The organism is Pseudomonas sp. SWRI68, from assembly GCF_014269165.1.
Taxonomy (GTDB): Bacteria; Pseudomonadota; Gammaproteobacteria; order Pseudomonadales; family Pseudomonadaceae; genus Aquipseudomonas; species Aquipseudomonas capeferrum.
Window position 1 is genome coordinate 44,961 of sequence record NZ_JABWRU010000003.1, and the last position, 16,699, is coordinate 61,659.

Annotated in this window: 15 protein-coding genes and 1 pseudogene; 11 read left to right on the forward strand and 5 right to left on the reverse strand. The window is 62.1% G+C overall.

The genetic code is table 11. The features are described 5' to 3' along the window. Positions 1-112 precede the first annotated feature (112 nt). Complete coding sequence (gene radA, locus HU770_RS06350) at positions 113-1,483, forward strand: DNA repair protein RadA (protein ID WP_033702939.1); 1,371 nt, start codon at positions 113-115, stop codon at positions 1,481-1,483. 79 nt (positions 1,484-1,562) lie between these two features. Here the strand turns inward: radA and HU770_RS06355 are convergent, their stop codons facing one another. The 3 genes from HU770_RS06355 to HU770_RS06365 all read right to left on the reverse strand — a co-directional run bounded on the left by HU770_RS06355 (position 1,563) and on the right by HU770_RS06365 (position 4,450). Next, the gene (locus tag HU770_RS06355) at positions 1,563-3,080 is read right to left on the reverse strand and encodes a nucleobase:cation symporter-2 family protein (protein ID WP_033702938.1); all 1,518 of its coding nucleotides are present in this window, start codon (positions 3,078-3,080) and stop codon (positions 1,563-1,565) included. A 265-nt stretch (positions 3,081-3,345) separates the two neighbouring features. Beyond that, the gene (locus tag HU770_RS06360) at positions 3,346-3,711 is read right to left on the reverse strand and encodes a PilZ domain-containing protein (RefSeq protein WP_033702937.1); all 366 of its coding nucleotides are present in this window, start codon (positions 3,709-3,711) and stop codon (positions 3,346-3,348) included. 103 nt (positions 3,712-3,814) lie between these two features. Beyond that, positions 3,815-4,450 (reverse strand): lytic polysaccharide monooxygenase auxiliary activity family 9 protein, encoded by a 636-nt coding sequence (locus HU770_RS06365; protein WP_186663326.1) that lies wholly within the window; start codon positions 4,448-4,450, stop codon positions 3,815-3,817. 312 nt (positions 4,451-4,762) lie between these two features. On the opposite strand from HU770_RS06365, the gene HU770_RS06370 reads away from it, so the two are divergent. The 3 genes from HU770_RS06370 (at position 4,763) to yjiA (ending at position 8,100) form a co-directional block, all read left to right on the forward strand. Then, positions 4,763-6,829, forward strand: a complete 2,067-nt coding sequence (locus tag HU770_RS06370) for a carbon starvation CstA family protein (protein ID WP_033702935.1) — start codon at positions 4,763-4,765, stop codon at positions 6,827-6,829. A 17-nt stretch (positions 6,830-6,846) separates the two neighbouring features. Next, positions 6,847-7,044 carry a YbdD/YjiX family protein gene (locus HU770_RS06375; protein WP_027595234.1) on the forward strand — a complete coding sequence of 66 codons (198 nt, stop codon included), beginning with the start codon at positions 6,847-6,849 and terminating at the stop codon, positions 7,042-7,044. Positions 7,045-7,122: 78 nt separating this feature from the next. Beyond that, positions 7,123-8,100, forward strand: coding sequence for a GTPase (yjiA, locus tag HU770_RS06380; RefSeq protein ID WP_186663327.1), 978 nt, complete (start codon positions 7,123-7,125; stop codon positions 8,098-8,100). Here yjiA and HU770_RS06385 read toward each other — a convergent pair. Continuing rightward, a complete protein-coding gene (locus HU770_RS06385; RefSeq protein ID WP_033702932.1) occupies positions 8,060-9,547 on the reverse strand; it encodes a methylenetetrahydrofolate reductase C-terminal domain-containing protein in 1,488 nt (495 codons plus the stop codon). The two genes, yjiA and HU770_RS06385, sit on opposite strands and share 41 nt — an antisense overlap. Before the next feature lie 214 nt (positions 9,548-9,761). Between HU770_RS06385 and HU770_RS06390 the strand changes: the two are divergent. Then, positions 9,762-10,883 (forward strand): annotated as a pseudogene (locus HU770_RS06390) (5-methyltetrahydropteroyltriglutamate--homocysteine S-methyltransferase); the annotation flags it as partial. Positions 10,884-10,970: 87 nt separating this feature from the next. Further along, the gene (locus tag HU770_RS06395; RefSeq protein WP_186658871.1) at positions 10,971-11,690 is read left to right on the forward strand and encodes an SDR family NAD(P)-dependent oxidoreductase; all 720 of its coding nucleotides are present in this window, start codon (positions 10,971-10,973) and stop codon (positions 11,688-11,690) included. 68 nt (positions 11,691-11,758) lie between these two features. Here HU770_RS06395 and HU770_RS06400 read toward each other — a convergent pair whose 3' ends face one another. Then, on the reverse strand, positions 11,759-12,937 hold the full coding sequence (locus tag HU770_RS06400) for an acetyl-CoA C-acetyltransferase (protein ID WP_186663329.1): 1,179 nt from the start codon (positions 12,935-12,937) through the stop codon (positions 11,759-11,761). 203 nt (positions 12,938-13,140) lie between these two features. On the opposite strand from HU770_RS06400, the gene HU770_RS06405 reads away from it, so the two are divergent. The 5 genes from HU770_RS06405 to fabV all read left to right on the forward strand — a co-directional run bounded on the left by HU770_RS06405 (position 13,141) and on the right by fabV (position 16,564). Beyond that, entirely contained in the window at positions 13,141-13,407 is a 267-nt protein-coding gene (locus tag HU770_RS06405) for a PepSY domain-containing protein (RefSeq protein ID WP_047582639.1), read from the forward strand. Further along, a complete protein-coding gene (locus HU770_RS06410) occupies positions 13,404-13,943 on the forward strand; it encodes a cytochrome b/b6 domain-containing protein (protein ID WP_186663331.1) in 540 nt (179 codons plus the stop codon). The genes HU770_RS06405 and HU770_RS06410 overlap by 4 nt, the downstream gene beginning before the upstream one ends. Positions 13,944-14,307: 364 nt before the next feature. Further along, the gene (locus HU770_RS06415; protein ID WP_186658975.1) at positions 14,308-14,634 is read left to right on the forward strand and encodes a type II toxin-antitoxin system RelE/ParE family toxin; all 327 of its coding nucleotides are present in this window, start codon (positions 14,308-14,310) and stop codon (positions 14,632-14,634) included. Positions 14,635-14,792: 158 nt separating this feature from the next. Continuing rightward, positions 14,793-15,077 carry an XRE family transcriptional regulator gene (locus HU770_RS06420; RefSeq protein WP_033702926.1) on the forward strand — a complete coding sequence of 95 codons (285 nt, stop codon included), beginning with the start codon at positions 14,793-14,795 and terminating at the stop codon, positions 15,075-15,077. Between the two features lie 275 nt (positions 15,078-15,352). After that, complete coding sequence (fabV, locus tag HU770_RS06425) at positions 15,353-16,564, forward strand: enoyl-ACP reductase FabV (protein WP_047582624.1); 1,212 nt, start codon at positions 15,353-15,355, stop codon at positions 16,562-16,564. The last annotated feature ends 135 nt before the right edge of the window (positions 16,565-16,699 follow it).

The following is a 16,699-nucleotide window of genomic DNA, read 5'->3' on the forward strand; positions in this document are numbered from 1 at the left end:
TGTGTTCAGGGGTAGTGACTGCGGTTAGAACGAATAGTTTTGTCGCACGCCGAAGCGTTCGAGACACGTCTCGCTCGGCTATCATGGCGGTTTTTTCCAGGAGAAACCGCCCATGGCCAAGGCCAAGCGCTTGTATGGCTGCACCGAATGCGGCGCGACCTTCCCCAAATGGGCCGGCCAGTGCGGCGAATGCGGGGCCTGGAACACCCTGGTCGAAACCATGATCGAGAGCGGCGGGGCGGCTGCGCCCAGCAGTGGCCGGGCCGGCTGGACCGGGCAACAGGCGCAGATCAAGACCCTGGCCGAAGTCAGCGTGGAAGAGATCCCGCGCTTCACCACCAGCAGCAGCGAACTGGACCGCGTGCTGGGTGGCGGTTTGGTCGATGGCTCGGTGGTGCTGATCGGCGGTGACCCGGGTATCGGCAAGTCGACCATTCTGTTGCAGACCCTGTGCAACATTGCCGTGCACATGCCTGCGCTGTATGTCACCGGCGAAGAGTCGCAACAGCAGGTGGCGATGCGCTCGCGCCGCCTGGGCCTGCCCCAGGACCAGCTCAAGGTGATGACCGAAACCTGTATCGAGACCATCATCGCCACGGCTCGCCAGGAAAAGCCCCGAGTCATGGTCATCGACTCGATCCAGACCATTTTCACCGAACAGCTGCAATCAGCGCCCGGTGGCGTGGCCCAGGTGCGCGAGAGCACGGCGTTGCTGGTGCGTTACGCCAAGCAGAGCGGCACGGCCATCTTCCTGGTGGGCCACGTCACCAAGGAAGGCTCGCTGGCCGGGCCGCGGGTGCTGGAGCACATGGTCGACACCGTGCTGTATTTCGAGGGCGAGTCCGATGGCCGCCTGCGCCTGCTGCGGGCGGTGAAAAACCGCTTTGGTGCGGTCAACGAACTGGGCGTGTTCGGCATGACCGACCGCGGCCTCAAGGAGGTTTCGAACCCTTCGGCGATCTTCCTCAATCGCACCCAGGAAGAGGTGCCGGGCAGTGTGGTGATGGCCACCTGGGAGGGCACTCGGCCGATGCTGGTCGAGGTGCAGGCGCTGGTCGATGACAGCCACCTGGCCAACCCGCGGCGGGTGACCCTGGGCCTGGACCAGAACCGCCTGGCCATGTTGTTGGCGGTACTGCACCGGCATGGCGGCATTCCTACCCATGACCAGGATGTGTTCCTCAACGTGGTGGGCGGCGTGAAGGTGCTGGAGACGGCTTCTGACCTGGCTTTGTTGGCGGCGGTGATGTCCAGCCTGCGCAACCGGCCGTTGGCCCATGGGTTGCTGGTGTTTGGCGAGATTGGCTTGTCGGGCGAGGTGCGGCCGGTGCCCAGTGGCCAAGAGCGGCTGAAAGAGGCGGCCAAGCATGGCTTCAAGCGGGCCATCGTGCCCAAGGGCAATGCGCCGAAGGAGCCGCCGGCAGGGTTGCAGGTGATCGCCGTGACCCGGCTGGAACAGGCTTTGGATGCCCTGTTCGAGTGATGTATTGCCTGTAAAGGCAAACAAAAAGGGGAGCCGACGATGCGCATCGGCTCCCCTTGCTTAACCGCTCAATCAGCGGTCAATGCTCGGCAACCGGGCTGCGCCTGGGCGCCTCGTTGCCATGCTCGTCCAGCTCCAGCATCGGCACTTCAATACCCTCGGCATCGAACAGCTTGCCATCCTTGAAGTAATCGCCATCGCGCAGTGCAGAAATGTCCGAATACTGGATGGTGCGTTCGTAGGCTGCGGCAAATACCGACTGCTGGTCCGAGTTGCCAGTGGTGAAGTGGTTGAAGATCAGGTTCAGCAGAATCGCCATGATCGCCGCCGAGCTGATGCCCGAGTGGAAGATGGTCTCGAACCAGTTCGGGAAGTGGTGGTAGAAGGTCGGTGCGGCAATCGGGATCATGCCGAAGCCCAGCGAAGCGGCGACGATGATCAGGTTGACGTTGTTCTTGTAGCTGACCTTGGACAGGGTACGGATGCCGCTGGCTGCCACGGTGCCGAACAGCACGATGCCCGCGCCGCCCAATACCGGGGTAGGCACGGCGGCAATTACCCGGCCCATGACCGGCAGCAAGCCGAGCACCACCAGAATGACGCCACCGGTGGCCACCACGTAGCGGCTCTTGACCCCGGTCACGGCCACCAGGCCGACGTTCTGGGCGAAGGCGCTCTGGGTGAACGAGCCGAAGATCGGTGCCAGGATGCTCGACGCCATGTCGGCACGCAGGCCATTGCCCAGGCGCTTGGAGTCGACCTTGGTTTCAATGATGTCGCCCACCGCGAGAATGTCGGCCGAGGTTTCCACCAGGGTCACCATGATCACGATGCACATCGACAGGATCGCGGCGATGTGGAATTCCGGCATGCCGAAATGGAACGGCGTGGGGAACGCGAACATCGGGCCTTGGGTGACCTTGCTGAAGTCGGTCATGCCCAGCGCCCAGGCGATCAGGGTGCCAAACACCATGGCCAGGAGAATCGACAGGCGCGAGATGGTCGCGCTGCCCAGTTTGCTCAGCAGCAGCACGATGGCGAAGGTCAGTGCCGCCAGGCCGATGTTGGCCACGCTGCCGAACTCCGGCGAAGCACTGTTGCCGCCCATCACCCAGCGTGCGGCCACCGGCATTAGGGTCAAACCGATGGTGGTGATGACGATGCCGGTTACCAGCGGTGGGAAATACTTGGTGATGCGCGAGAACACCGGCGTGATCAGGAAGCCGATGAACGAGGCCGCCATGACCGCACCCAGCACACCCGGCAGGCCACCACCGCCTTCGCTGCTGAGAATGGCGCCCATGGTTGCCACGCCGGCGAACGATACGCCCTGCACCAGCGGCAACTGGCAACCGAAGAATGGCAGGCCAAGCGTCTGCAGCAAGGTGGCCAGGCCACCGGCAAACAATGACGCGGCGATCAGCATGCCGATTTCGGCACCATTCAGGCCCGCGGCCTGCCCCAGGATCAGGGGTACCGCAACGATCCCTCCATACATGGTCAACACATGCTGCAGACCATAGGCCAGGTTGGCCCCAAGGCCGAGGTTTTCATCCTCGGGGCGCTTGGCGGGAGACGTGCTAGGGGACGTAGTCATGGAGCAGGCTCTCTGCGTTTATTGTTGTGCCGCTACTGTAGACACTTCCCACCATTGATTGCTACAAGAATTGTATACAATATTTTGATCGGAGCGCGAACAAGCCCGGCTTCAGGGTGGCCTGAAACCCAATGCAGAACGCGTACCAAGTCATGAAAGGCTGTATTAGAGGGGTGTGTACAAAGAGCTGCTACCCAGGCTTAAAGCTGTCTGGGTAGACAGGAAACGCTAGGTGGGAAGGATGTTAGCTAGCTAAGAGATCCCATTATTCGATGAGTTCTCGCAGCTCACGCATCATTTCGGTGCTGTCGGCCACGTTCAGTTCTACAAGACGGTGCAAATGGCTCATCGAATCGAGGTCGATGTAGAGGCAGACGAAGCCCAGGCGCTGTGCTTCTTCATGACGAAGCTCCACCTGCATCCGCACGTGGGTATGCGGGTCAAGGTGGATGACCGCATCGAAGTCCTGTGAGAGGTCGGCATTCCACGGCTGGGGGCGCTCGACCAGCAGGCCCTTGAGCGACAGGTCAAGCAGTTTGACCGGCCAGCGGCGGTCACCCTGGCGCAGTTCGGTGGGGGCGTCGAAGTCTATGCGCTGGAAGCGTCGGCGATTATTGGAAGAAGTGGTCATGGCGGGCCCCTCGTCAGATGTTCTGACTATAGACCAGCCATGGCCTTTTCTGCCTGAGGGCGAGCGACAAGGTACCGTCAGCGGGCGTCGCCCGGTGCCACCCTTACTTGGAGACGAAATTCAGGTCAACCACCTGATAGAAGGCTTTATCGGTCTCGGCAATTTCCCATACCCCAAGCAGCACTTGATAACCGTCGCGCTCAGGCAACGTCAGGGTGTGTCTGGTCGGCTGCTCCGGCCACATTTCTTCGTCCGAGTAACTCCAATAGGGTTGGCGTTCATTGAGGAAAGTGGCGAAGGGTTCAGATTCGAACTGTGCACGCGAAAGCGGCTGAGTCGGGTTCCATCCGGCTTTGGTGATGAAGTAGTTGAAACGGCGGTACTTGTGGCGCGCGCTGAAGCTCCAGACGAACTCCAGCGGTGTGTCGCTGGTAACGTCATGCTTGTCCCAGTCGACATCTGTGCGGTCCAGGTAGGCAGCGCCCGGCCTCTCGCCGCTGGCAATCTTGCCATCGACCGGTGGCGCCATACTTCTCACGTCGTCCTTGGCGTAGGGATCGGCCAGCCCGCCCGTGGTCTGAGGGAAGAATTTGCCGCTTTCGATGCCGTTGTGAAGATTTCCCTCAATGAGGCGTCTCTCTTCAGCGAAAGTCGCTCGGGACTTGGGCGTCGAGATCGAGCCATGTTTGAGTTCGATTGAGTCTGAGTCACACGTGGAGCTGCTCTTATCCTGAGTCATCATCGGTCCCTGCTTGCTGGTTATCAAATGTTCGACGCACGGTTCGAGCGTTTGCGCACTTGAACCCGTGCGTCATGTCGTGACAACGGGTTTGCCTGATCATTGAATGCGCGGGGGCCTCCCTGCGCAACTGGCAGAAATGACAGGTCAGCCGAAGTAACGTTGTCGCCACGGACTGCGGGTAGTTCGGGTAGCAGCGTGCTAGAGCGCGTGCTGGTCAGTGGCTGAGCGCCAAATCGGGATGGTAAAGCCGTCAAGCAGGCCCTAGACTCAAGGGGCTGTCTATTCCAACCACTTAGCTGGAAGCATGCCATGAACAACAATAACAGCCTGCTACGCCACATCCCGTGGCTGGCGTTGGCGGTCATAGGAGCCTGCGCGCTGGGTGTTGTCGCCCTGCGTCGCGGCGAGGCGATCAACGCCTTGTGGATCGTGGTCGCGGCAGTGGCCATCTACCTGGTCGCCTACCGCTACTACAGCCTGTTCATCGCCACCAAGGTGATGCAACTCGACCCGCGCCGAGCCACCCCGGCGGTGCTCAACAACGATGGCCTGGACTACGTCCCGACCAACAAGCACATCCTGTTCGGCCACCACTTCGCCGCTATTGCCGGCGCCGGCCCACTGGTGGGCCCGGTACTCGCCGCGCAGATGGGCTACCTGCCCGGCACGCTCTGGCTGATCGCCGGCGTTGTGCTGGCCGGTGCAGTGCAGGACTTCATGGTCCTGTTCATGTCTACCCGCCGCAACGGTCGCTCGCTGGGCGACATGGTGCGCGAGGAAATGGGCCGGATCCCGGGCACCATCGCCCTGTTCGGTTGCTTCCTGATCATGATCATCATCCTCGCGGTGCTGGCGCTGATCGTGGTCAAGGCCCTGGCCGAGAGCCCATGGGGCATGTTCACGGTGATGGCGACCATTCCGATCGCGATGTTCATGGGCATTTACATGCGCTATATCCGCCCGGGCCGCATCGGCGAGATTTCGGTGGTCGGCGTGGTGCTGCTGCTGGCGTCGATCTGGCTGGGCGGCGTGATCGCTGCGGACCCGGTCTGGGGCCCGGCGTTCACCTTCACCGGCGTGCAGATCACCTGGATGCTGGTGGGTTATGGCTTCGTCGCTGCCGTACTGCCGGTATGGCTGGTGCTGGCACCGCGTGACTACCTGTCGACCTTCCTCAAGATCGGCACCATCGTTGGCCTGGCCATCGGTATCCTGATCATCGCGCCAGAGCTGAAAATGCCGGCCCTGACCCAGTTCACCGACGGTACTGGGCCGGTCTGGAAGGGCACATTGTTCCCGTTCCTGTTCATCACCATCGCCTGCGGTGCGGTATCGGGCTTCCACGCGCTGATCTCCTCGGGCACCACGCCCAAGCTGCTGGATAACGAAACCAACGCCCGTTACATCGGCTACGGCGGCATGCTGATGGAGTCGTTCGTCGCCATCATGGCCATGGTCGCCGCCTCGGTGATCGAGCCTGGCGTGTACTTCGCCATGAACAGCCCGGCTGCGGTGGTTGGCGCCGACGTTGCTACGGTGGCGCAGACGGTCAGCAGTTGGGGCTTCCTGATCACCCCTGAGCAGCTCGAAGCGGTTGCCCGCGACATTGGCGAGCACACCGTGCTGGCCCGTGCCGGTGGTGCGCCAACGCTGGCGGTGGGTATCGCGCAGATCCTTCACCAGGTGCTGCCGGGTGAGAACACCATGGCCTTCTGGTATCACTTCGCGATCCTGTTCGAAGCCCTGTTCATCCTCACCGCCGTGGACGCCGGTACCCGTGCCGGGCGCTTCATGCTGCAGGACCTGCTGGGCAGCTTCGTGCCGGCGCTCAAACGCACCGAATCGTGGGGTGCCAACCTGCTCGCCACCGCTGGCTGCGTGGCAATGTGGGGTTATCTGCTGTACCAGGGCGTGATCGACCCGCTGGGTGGCATCAACACCTTGTGGCCGCTGTTTGGCATCTCCAACCAGATGCTGGCCGGTATCGCCTTGATGCTCGGTACTGTGGTGCTGATCAAGATGAAGCGTCAGCGCTACATCTGGGTCACCCTGGTGCCGGCCGTGTGGCTGCTGATCTGTACCACTGCTGCAGGCCTGATCAAGCTGTTCGACCCGAACCCGGCCGTTGGCTTCCTGGCCCTGGCCAAGAAGTACAGCACTGCGCTGGACGCCGGCCAGGTACTGGCCCCGGCCAAGGACATCGGGCAGATGCAGCACGTGATCTACAACGCCTACACCAACGCGGGCCTGACGATTCTGTTCCTGCTGGTGGTGTTCAGCATCCTGTTCTTCGCCATCAAGGTCGGCTACGCCGCCTGGGGCCGCAAGGAACGCACCGACAAGGAAACCCCGTTCCAGGCGCTGCCTGACGCGTAAACGAGAGGACTGCAGCTATGTTCAACGACCTGGGTCGACTGGGTAAGTACCTGGGGCAGGCAGCCCGCCTGATGGTCGGCATGCCCGACTACGACAACTATGTCGAACACATGCAGAACAAGCACCCGGACAAACCGGTGATGAGCTACGAGGCGTTCTTCCGTGAACGCCAGGAAGCGCGTTACGGTGGCAAGTCCGGGCCCAAGTGCTGTTGAGCCTGCAACACCTGTGAACCTGTGGGAGCCCGGGCAGCCGGGCTCCCACATTCATTTTCAGCTTCAGGAGCTTTTTGCGTGCAATCGCCTATTTCCGTCACCGTACTGACCGGCTTTCTGGGTGCCGGCAAGACCACCTTGCTCAAGCACATGCTCAAGGCCGAGCACGGCCTGAAGATCGCCGTGATCGAGAACGAGTTCAGCGAGGCCGGTATCGACAGCCAGCTGCTGGGCGACGAGCCGGTACAGGTCATGACCCTGGCCAACGGCTGCGTGTGCTGCAGCATCCATGGTGACCTCACCCGCGCCCTGTACCTGCTGCTGGAGCGCCTGGACGCCGGCGAGATCGCCTTCGACCGCCTGGTGATCGAATGCACCGGGCTTGCCGACCCTGCACCGGTTGCGCAGACCTTTTTCATCGACGAGGACCTGCGTGATCGCTACATCCTCGACGGCATCATCACCCTGGTCGACGCCGCCCATGCCGAGCTGCACCTGACCCAGGCCATTGCCCAGGCCCAGGTCGGTTTTGCCGACCGCCTGCTGCTGAGCAAGACCGACCTGGTCGAACCTGCGGCGGTGGATGCCCTGCGCGAGCGCCTGTCGCGCATCAACGGCCGTGCCGCCATTCGTGTGGTCGAACAGGGGCGCATCGACCTGGCCGAACTACTCGATGTGCGCGGTTTCAACCTCAATAGCGACCTGGGCGCCAGCCTCAAACCGGCCCTGCGCCCAGTGCTCAAGCCGGCCACCCCGGACCGTATCTCGACCTTGGTGTTGCGCACCGACACCCCGCTGGATATCGACCGCCTCAGCGACTTCATGAACGCGCTGCTGGAAACCCACGGCAAGCAATTGCTGCGTTACAAGGGCGTGCTGAACATTGCCGGGGACGATCGTCGCCTGGTGTTTCAGGGCGTGCTCAAGCTCTACGGCTTTGACTGGGATGCCGAATGGGCAGCAGGCGAGGCCCGCGAAAGCGTGCTGGTGTTCATTGCCGATGACCTGCCCGAGGCTACGATTCGGGCTGGGTTCGAGGCTTTGAGCAGGGCTTGAGCCGGTGAGGTGCCTGGGCCGCGAACCAGGCCGGCCATGAACTGCGGTGGCGGGTTTGCACTTCGATGCACGGGATCAGCCGCTCGGTGAGCACAGCCGTCTGCCGCACGGCCTTGGCGGTGCGGTACTTGACGCTGTGGATGCATTCACGGTCGCCGAATTCGCAGCGGTTCAGCGAGGTACCGCCGCAGGGGCCGTTGGCCAGGCCCTTGGGGCAGGTTTCCGGGCAGATGTAGAGGGTGTCTTCGAGGCGGCAGCGGCCGCAGGTATCGCAGCCCACCAGCGGTCGCTTCAGCGCACGCTCCACCCCGTGCAGCACGCGCGCACCGCGGGCTGTTGCCCACAACGGTTGGCGAACGGCCCAGCCGAATGCCTGGCTCAGCCAGTTGCTGCGGCTGAACAGCAAGGCATGGGACGCGTGCAGCAGGTGGTACCGCGCCTTCTCTTTGTTCGACGCGCTGACCTTCGACTCGCCCTGGCGCCAGCTCGCTGACGGTGGATGAAAGACCACGGCAGGCAGGCCGGGCACCTGCCAACTGGCCGCCCAGGCTGGCGCCCACTGTTCCAGTGAGTGGATCTGCGCTTGCCAGTGTTCGATGCGTTGTTCCAGGGCCAACAGCTGCTTGAGTTCGTGAATGCCCGACACGTGCACCCCGGCGTAGCCCATCAGTTTTACACCAATCACCTGCAGCGCCAGCCGGTCGACGCTGCGCGCCTGGGCGTGGGCCTTGGACACGGCTGCTTCCGCTTCGAGCATGTCGCGCATGGACGGCGTGACCGTCACGCCAGCCACGTGATCAAGCATTGCGGCGCGGCCATGGGTAAGGCTCATCAGGCAGGCCAGCAAGGGTTTCGGGTGCGGCTGGCGGTTCATCCAGGTTTGGGCTTCCTGGTGCTTGCTGGCATCGAAGCCCAGTTGCAGGGTCAGGAAGTCGGCGCCCGCAGCCAGTTTTTTCTCGGCCTTGAAGTACTGCGCGCCGCCTTCTTCCTCGCAGTACTTGAATGGGTTGAGCGCGGCACCGAGCAACCAGTGTGGACAAGCCTGGCGCGCGAGCTGCAGGGCGGCCACCGATTCCAGGTAGCGCACCGGACGCTCTGCGGGTTGATGCCCAGGCAGGCGGTCGCCAGTGAGCAGCAGCAGTTGGTCAAGCCCGTCGGCATCCATGCGTTGCAGTTGCGCCAGCAAGTGGTGCCGTTCGCGGTCCTTGCCAGAAAAGTGCGGCAGGGCAGGCACGGGTGAGCTGAAGCTGGCGAGGGCGTCCAGGGGCGACAGGTCCAGTGGGCTGCCGACGCGATCACCGATGGCCAGGGTCATCGGCCAGCCACACAGGTGCGCACGGGCCATGATCGCTTCCATGGCGGCGAAACGTTCCGCCGAGGGCTTGGGGACGAACTCCATGACGCAGACGAAGGTTTTTTCGTGCAGCGCCGTTTTCAGCAGGCTCATGGATCGGGCACCGGGTTGGGGCAGGGTGGCATTGTGCGGCAAAGGGCCGATGGGGTCATGTCCGGATGCGTAGGGTGCTGCTCTGAACGAGACATGCAGGTGGACACATCAACATGAGTAAATCTTGATTTCATATCAAATTAAATGAGTTTGTCTCAGCGCTCGTTGGTCCCGAAAATGCCCACATTCATTTAGACATTCTGAGGCACGAGACATGGCACTGGCACATTCCCTGGGCTTTCAACGCATCGGCCATGATCGCGAACTAAAAAAAGCCCAGGAAGCCTTCTTGCAAGGTGAACTCGACGAAGCCGGCCTGCGCGCTGTGGGCCGCGCGCTGCGTGCCAGCCATTGGCAGGTGCAGAAGGACGCCGGCATCGAGCTGCTGCCGGTGGGCGATTTCGCCTGGCACGACCAGGTGCTGACCCATTCGCTGACCTTCGGTGTCGTCCCGCAGCGCTTTCGCAGCCACGACGGTGCCAAGCCCACTTTGCAAACCGTGGTTGCCATGGCGCGAGGCACGACCGAGCGCAGCGACAGCAGCGGTGCCCACGCCCAGGAAATGACCCGCTGGTTCGACAGCAACTATCACTACCGGGTACCGGAATTCACCGCCGACCAACAGTTTGCCCTGAGCTGGGAGCAACTGTTCGAAGAGGTCGAAGAAGCCAAGGCCCTGGGCCATGCGGTCAAACCCGTGCTGATCGGCCCGCTGACCTATCTGTGGCTGGGCAAGGCCCAAGGCGCCGACGTCGACAAGCTTGAGCTGGTCGACCGGTTGTTGCCGCTGTACGACGAAATCTTCAACCGCCTGGCCGCACAGGGCGTTGAATGGGTGCAGATCGACGAGCCGATCCTGGTGCTGGATTTGCCGCAAGAATGGAAAAATGCCTACGAGCGCGTTTACAACATCCTGCAACGTGCGCCGCTGAAAAAACTGATCGCCACCTACTTTGGTGGCCTGGAAGAAAACCTGGGCCTGGCGGCGAACCTGCCCGTCGATGGCCTGCACATCGACCTGGTGCGTGCGCCAGACCAGTACCCGACCCTGCTCGACCGCCTGCCGGCTTACAAGATCCTGTCGTTGGGCCTGGTCGACGGCTGTAGTGTCTCGGCCTGCGACCTGGAAAAAGCCCTGGCTGTGCTGCAGCACGCGGCCGAACGCCTGGGTGACCGCCTGTGGGTCGCGCCGTCCTGCTCGCTGTTGCACAACCCATTGGGGCTGGCCTGTGAAGACCAGCTCGACGCCGAGCGCAAAGGCGGGTTGGCCTTCGCCGTGCAGAAGTGCCAGGAAGTGGCCGCGCTGAGCAAAGCGGTCAACGCGCCAGAGGCTGCCCGCGCGTTGCGCGCCACGGCTTGATCATCGGGCCGCTACGGGTGCTTATAATGCCGGCTCGAAAGGTAATCGACAGGGAATGATGCGATGAGAGTTCTGGTAGTTGGCGCCAGCAAGGGGCTGGGCAAGGCCTTCATGGAAGGGCTGGGCAAACCGGGCGATACGCTGATCGGCGTGTCCCGCTCGCGCCCCGAGCGGGTGGTGGCCAGCAAGGATGTCGAGGTGCAGTGGATCGCGGCCGACCTCGCTCAGCCGGCCGCCGCCGTCGAGGCCATTGCCCAGGCGCTGGCGGGCGGTGGCGTGGATACCCTCATCTACAACCTCGGGCTGTGGGAAGCCGAGGCGTTTGCCGAGCACTACAGCTTTCTTGCCGACCGCGATGCCGAACTGCAAGGCATGGTCGACTGCAACATCACGGCCACCATCCTGCTGATCAAGCGCTTGCTGCCGATGCTGCTCGAAAGCGAAAAGCCACGGATCCTGCTTACCGGTTCCACCTCGGGTCTGCCGCAAAGCGGGCGCCCTGAAGTGACCTTTGCCGCGTCCAAGTTTGCCCTGCGCGGTATTGCTGAAGCCTTGCGTGAAGGGTATCGCGAGCAGGGGCTTGGTGTGACGTGCCTGAACCTGGGCTACCTGAACACCGAGGATGGCTTGGATGTGCCAGTGGCAGAAGCCGCGGCGCGCGGGGAAGGGGGGCTGATTCCGCTGCACGATGTGGTGCTGATGGTGCGCACGATGCTGGAACTGTCGGCGGCCAGTTATGTGCGTGAGCTGACACTGCCAGCGATTGCCGATGAGCGCTTCTGAGTAACCAGGCCCGGCCTCTTCGCGGGTTTGTTCGCGAAGAGGCCGGGCCTGCAGGCATCAATGACGGATCAACGCTCGATCGCCAGCGCTACCCCCTGGCCACCACCAATGCACAACGTGGCGAGCCCTTTCTTGGCATCTCGCTTGATCATCTCGTGCAACAGGGTCACCAGCACCCGGCACCCCGACGCACCGATCGGGTGGCCCAGGGCAATCGCCCCGCCATTCACATTGACCCGCGCCGCATCCCATTCCAGGGCCTTGCCCACCGCCAACGCCTGTGCGGCAAAGGCCTCGTTGGCTTCGATCAGGTCCAGGTCCGCCAGCTGCCAGCCCGCCTTGTCCAGGCAGCGTTGGGTAGCCGAAACCGGGCCAATACCCATGATCGCCGGGTCCACGCCCGCACTTGCATAGGCCGCGATCTTCGCCAGCACCGGCAAGCCCAGGGCCCTGGCCTTGGCTGCACTCATCAGCAATACGGCAGCGGCGCCATCATTGAGGCTGGAAGCATTGCCGGCCGTCACGCTGCCCTCTTTCTTGAAGGCTGCGCGCAACTTGCCCAGGGACTCGGCAGTGGTACCTGGGCGGGGTTGTTCGTCGCGCTCGAAGACCGTGGGCTCGCCCTTTTTCTGCGGCATCACGATCGGCGTGATCTCGTCCTTGAATCGGCCGGCCTCGATCGCGGCCACGGCTTTGCGCTGGGACTCGGCGGCGAAGGCGTCCTGTTGTTCACGGCTGAGGCCGTACTTGTCCACCAGGTTCTCGGCGGTAATGCCCATGTGGTAGTCGTTGAAGGCGTCCCACAGGCCGTCGGTGATCATGCTGTCGACCAGTTGACCGTGGCCCATGCGCTGGCCGGTGCGGGCCGAAGGCATGACGTAGGGGGCCAGGCTCATGTTTTCCTGGCCGCCGGCAATCACCACCTCGGCGTCACCGCAACGAATAGCCTGGGCTGCCAGGTGCAGGGCCTTGAGGCCCGAGCCGCAGACCTTGTTGAGCGTCAGCGCAGGCACGCTGTAGGGCAGGCCGGCCTTGATCGCGGCCTGGCGGGCCGGGTTCTGGCCGGCGCCGGCGGTGAGTACCTGGCCGAGGATCACTTCGTCGACCAGGGCAGGGTCCAGTTGGGTCTGTTCCAGCAGGCGCTTGATCACGGCTGCGCCGAGGTCGACGGCGGGCACTGTGGCCAAGGCGCCCTGGAAGCTGCCGATGGCGGTACGGGTGGCGGCGACGATGACCACGTCGTTCATGTTGTTGTTCTCCGTGCAAGGGTGGGCGCCGCGAGGGCAGGATGTTGTCAGCATCGGCGGGTTTGGTTCATTTGTTAAGTTTGTTTTTCTTTGCGATTGTTCTGGAAAGCAAATGAATGATGCCGGCCCTGCAGGCAAGGCGCTGACCCTGGGTCTAAGCTGGATGTCGTGCTGTTTCACTCAACGCAACGGAGCTCATGGCCATGCGCATCTTGATCGCTCTTACCCTCCTGATCGGCAGCAGCACAGCATTCGCCGCCACCCAGTGCACCACTGCAGACAAAAGCACCTGGCAAGACCCGGGCAAGTTCCAGGCCCAGCTCAAGGATCAGGGCTACAAGATCAGCAAGTTCAAGGTCACTAAAGGCAACTGCTACGAAATCTATGGTTTCGACAAGGATGGCCGCAAGATCGAGATCTACCATGACCCGGTCAGCGGCAAGGCGGTCAAGACCGAGTACCACGATTGAAGGCCCGCCCCACGGTACAGCTGTGGGACCCGCTCCTGCGGCTGTGCCACCTGTCGTTGGCCACGGTGTTCTTCGCGGATTATTTTTTCAATGAAGAGGGCGACGACTGGCACCAGTGGCTGGGCTATTACGGGCTGGCGTGCGTGATGTTGCGCCTGGTCTGGGGCTTCGTCGGGCCGCAAAGCGCGCGCTGGGCCGACTTCTGGCCGACCCCGGCGCGCCTGGCCGCCCACGCCCGCGCGCTGATAAGCGGGCAGCCCTACCATCGCCTGGGGCATTCGCCGATCGGCGCCCTGGTGATGCTGCTGATGCTCACCGGCATCGCGGGCCTGGGCGTGACCGGTTGGGCGTCGCAAGAGGTCGACGCCCTGTGGGGCGCCGACTGGCCGATGAGCCTGCACAGCTTTCTGGCCGACGCGGTGCTGGCGTTGGTCTGCGTGCATGTATTGGCAGCCATCGTCGAAAGCCTGCGCCTGGGCGAGAACCTGCCCTTGTCGATGATCACCGGCCGGAGACGATTACCGGAAGATCAGTGAGCGTTTTACGCTCGCGGCCACCTACACCGCCGGGCACTGATGGGTCGCGCAATAGATGCCGTCACCCCCTGCCGCAATGGCGCTCGATGCCCCGACGCTCTTTAAAATCCCACACGGTAGAGCCTGTAGGCTGGGCGGTGGTGTCTTTGTCGTATGTCGATATCGATATCGATATAAAAATCGTGACGGGAGCTTGATGTTATCTCGAAACCGATATAATCAGCGCCTTGCTGATGTCGCTAACCCCGCGCATTTGAGCCCCACGATAGGCACGCCGGGTACTCAGCCTCCCTTACCAATACCAGGATGGATCTCATGATGAGCACTCAACATTTTTGTCACGAACGATTGAGGAGTTTGTCCCATACAAGACGAGCAAAAGCCCCTCGAATGGGTTGGCAGCAGTAGGGAAGACCTGCGGGATTTCCCGGAGGGTGCGAAACAGCGGGCTGGTTACCAGCTGGAGCTGATCCAGTACGGTGATGAACCTAACGACTGGAAACCAATGGAAAGCGTAGGGCAGGGGGTGCGGGAAATCCGTATCAAATGCAAAGACGGGGCTTTTCGCGTGTTTTATGTGGTAAACCGGCCGGAAGCGGTATACGTCCTGCATGCGTTTCGCAAGACCACTGAAAAGACGGAAAAGCGCGATATCGACCTGGGTAAGGCTCGGTACAAGTCGCTGGACTGATGGACTGCTGCTATCCCCTGCCAATGCTGGGGGTAAAGGACTTGGGTACCCCTTCCCTCACGGCAAGGGGTAAAGTTCTAGACCTAGGGCCCACTCGATTAACTTACGAATTGCTTTGTGCAAGAAACAACCTAATCCGTAACAGAGGGACATATAAAATGGCAAACGAACGCACTACCTCCGTGTGGGACGCGTTGGTTGACTCGCCAGAAGACGCCGAGAACCTTCGGGTACGCGCAAAGCTAATGCGTATCCTTACCAAGACAGTTAAGTCTTGGGACCTCCCACAGAAAGATGCAGCACGTCAGCTGCACGTAACACAGCCGCGTTTGAGCGAGCTGCTGAATGGGAAAATCGACAAATTTTCCCTGGATGCTCTGGTGAACATGCTGGCCAGCGCAAATCTGGAAATTGATATCACTGTGAAGCACAAGGCGGCCTGACCAGGCGGTTGAAAGCAATAGGGCTGGCCATTTGGCTGGCCCTTTTTAGTTGTGCGCCAGGCATGGCGCGTTGCGTGTTAGTGCAACAGGACGATCCACTGGCGCAGCCGTTTCTGCAGTGGCTGAAAGCGGTACTCGGCGGCAACCTGGGTTTTGTATACCCCCAATCACCCCGTAATATGTGTCGGATAACCGGCGGGGGTAGTCTCACCCTCTGATCAATCGGAATCGCCCGTGGCGGCGCTTCCTGGCATAAACCTGACGAGGTACAGACATTGGCCATCATTCATCCTAAGGTCCGCGGTTTCATCTGCACCACGACCCATCCGAAGGGCTGCGAGCTCAACGTCCGTGACCAGATCGAAGCCACCCGCAAGCTGGGCGTGCGCGAGGATGGCCCGAAGAAGGTCCTGGTGATTGGTGCTTCCAGCGGCTACGGCCTGGCGGCCCGCATCACCGCAGCGTTCGGCTTCAAGGCCGACACCCTGGGCGTGTTCTTCGAAAAAGCAGGTACCGAGACCAAGGCCGGTACTGCGGGCTGGTACAACTCCGCCGCCTTCGACAAGTTTGCCAAGGCCGAAGGCCTGTACAGCAAGTCGATCAACGGTGATGCGTTCTCCGACGAGGCCCGTGCCAAGGTCATCGAGCTGATCAAGAACGAAATGGGTGGCAAGGTCGACCTGGTCATCTACTCCCTGGCCTCTCCCGTGCGCAAGCTGCCGCAAACCGGTGAAGTGATTCGCTCGGCGCTCAAGCCTATCGGCCAGCCGTACAAGTCGACCGCCATCGACACCAACAAGGACACCATCATCGAGGCCAGCATCGAGCCGGCTTCCGAGCAGGAAATCGCTGACACCGTCACCGTCATGGGTGGCCAGGACTGGCAGCTGTGGATCGATGCCCTGGCCGGTGCCGACGTGCTGTCCGAAGGCGCCCGCACCGTGGCCTTCAGCTACATCGGTACCGAGATCACCTGGCCGATCTACTGGCACGGTGCCCTGGGCAAGGCCAAGCAGGACCTGGACGAAACCGCGCTGCGCCTTGACCAGAAACTGGCCGGCGAAATCAAGGGCGGCGCCAATGTGGCCGTGCTGAAGTCGGTGGTCACCCAGGCCAGCTCGGCCATTCCGGTGATGCCGTTGTACCTGTCGATGGTCTTCAAGATCATGCAGGAGAAGGGTGTTCACGAGGGTACCCAGGACCAGTTGGACCGCATGTTCCGTGATCGCCTGTACCGTGCAGACGGTGCCCCGGCCGCAGTCGACGAGAAGAGCCGCCTGCGCCTGGACGACTGGGAGCTGCGTGATGACGTGCAGGACGCCTGCAAGGCCATGTGGCCGCAAGTCACCACCGAGAACCTGTTCGAGCTGACCGACTATGCCGGTTACAAGAAGCAGTTCCTCAACCTGTTCGGCTTCGAGCGCGCTGACGTCAACTACGACGAAGACGTGGCCACCGATGTGAAGTTCGACTGCATCGAGCTGTAAGCACGGCTGAAACATGAGGGGGCTGTACCGCCCTCTTCGCGGGGCAAGCCCGCTCCCACCGGTGCTCCACAAGGCTTTGGCTCAATGGGGATCCTGTGGGAGCGGGCTTGCCCCGCGAAGAGGCCGGTACAGCCC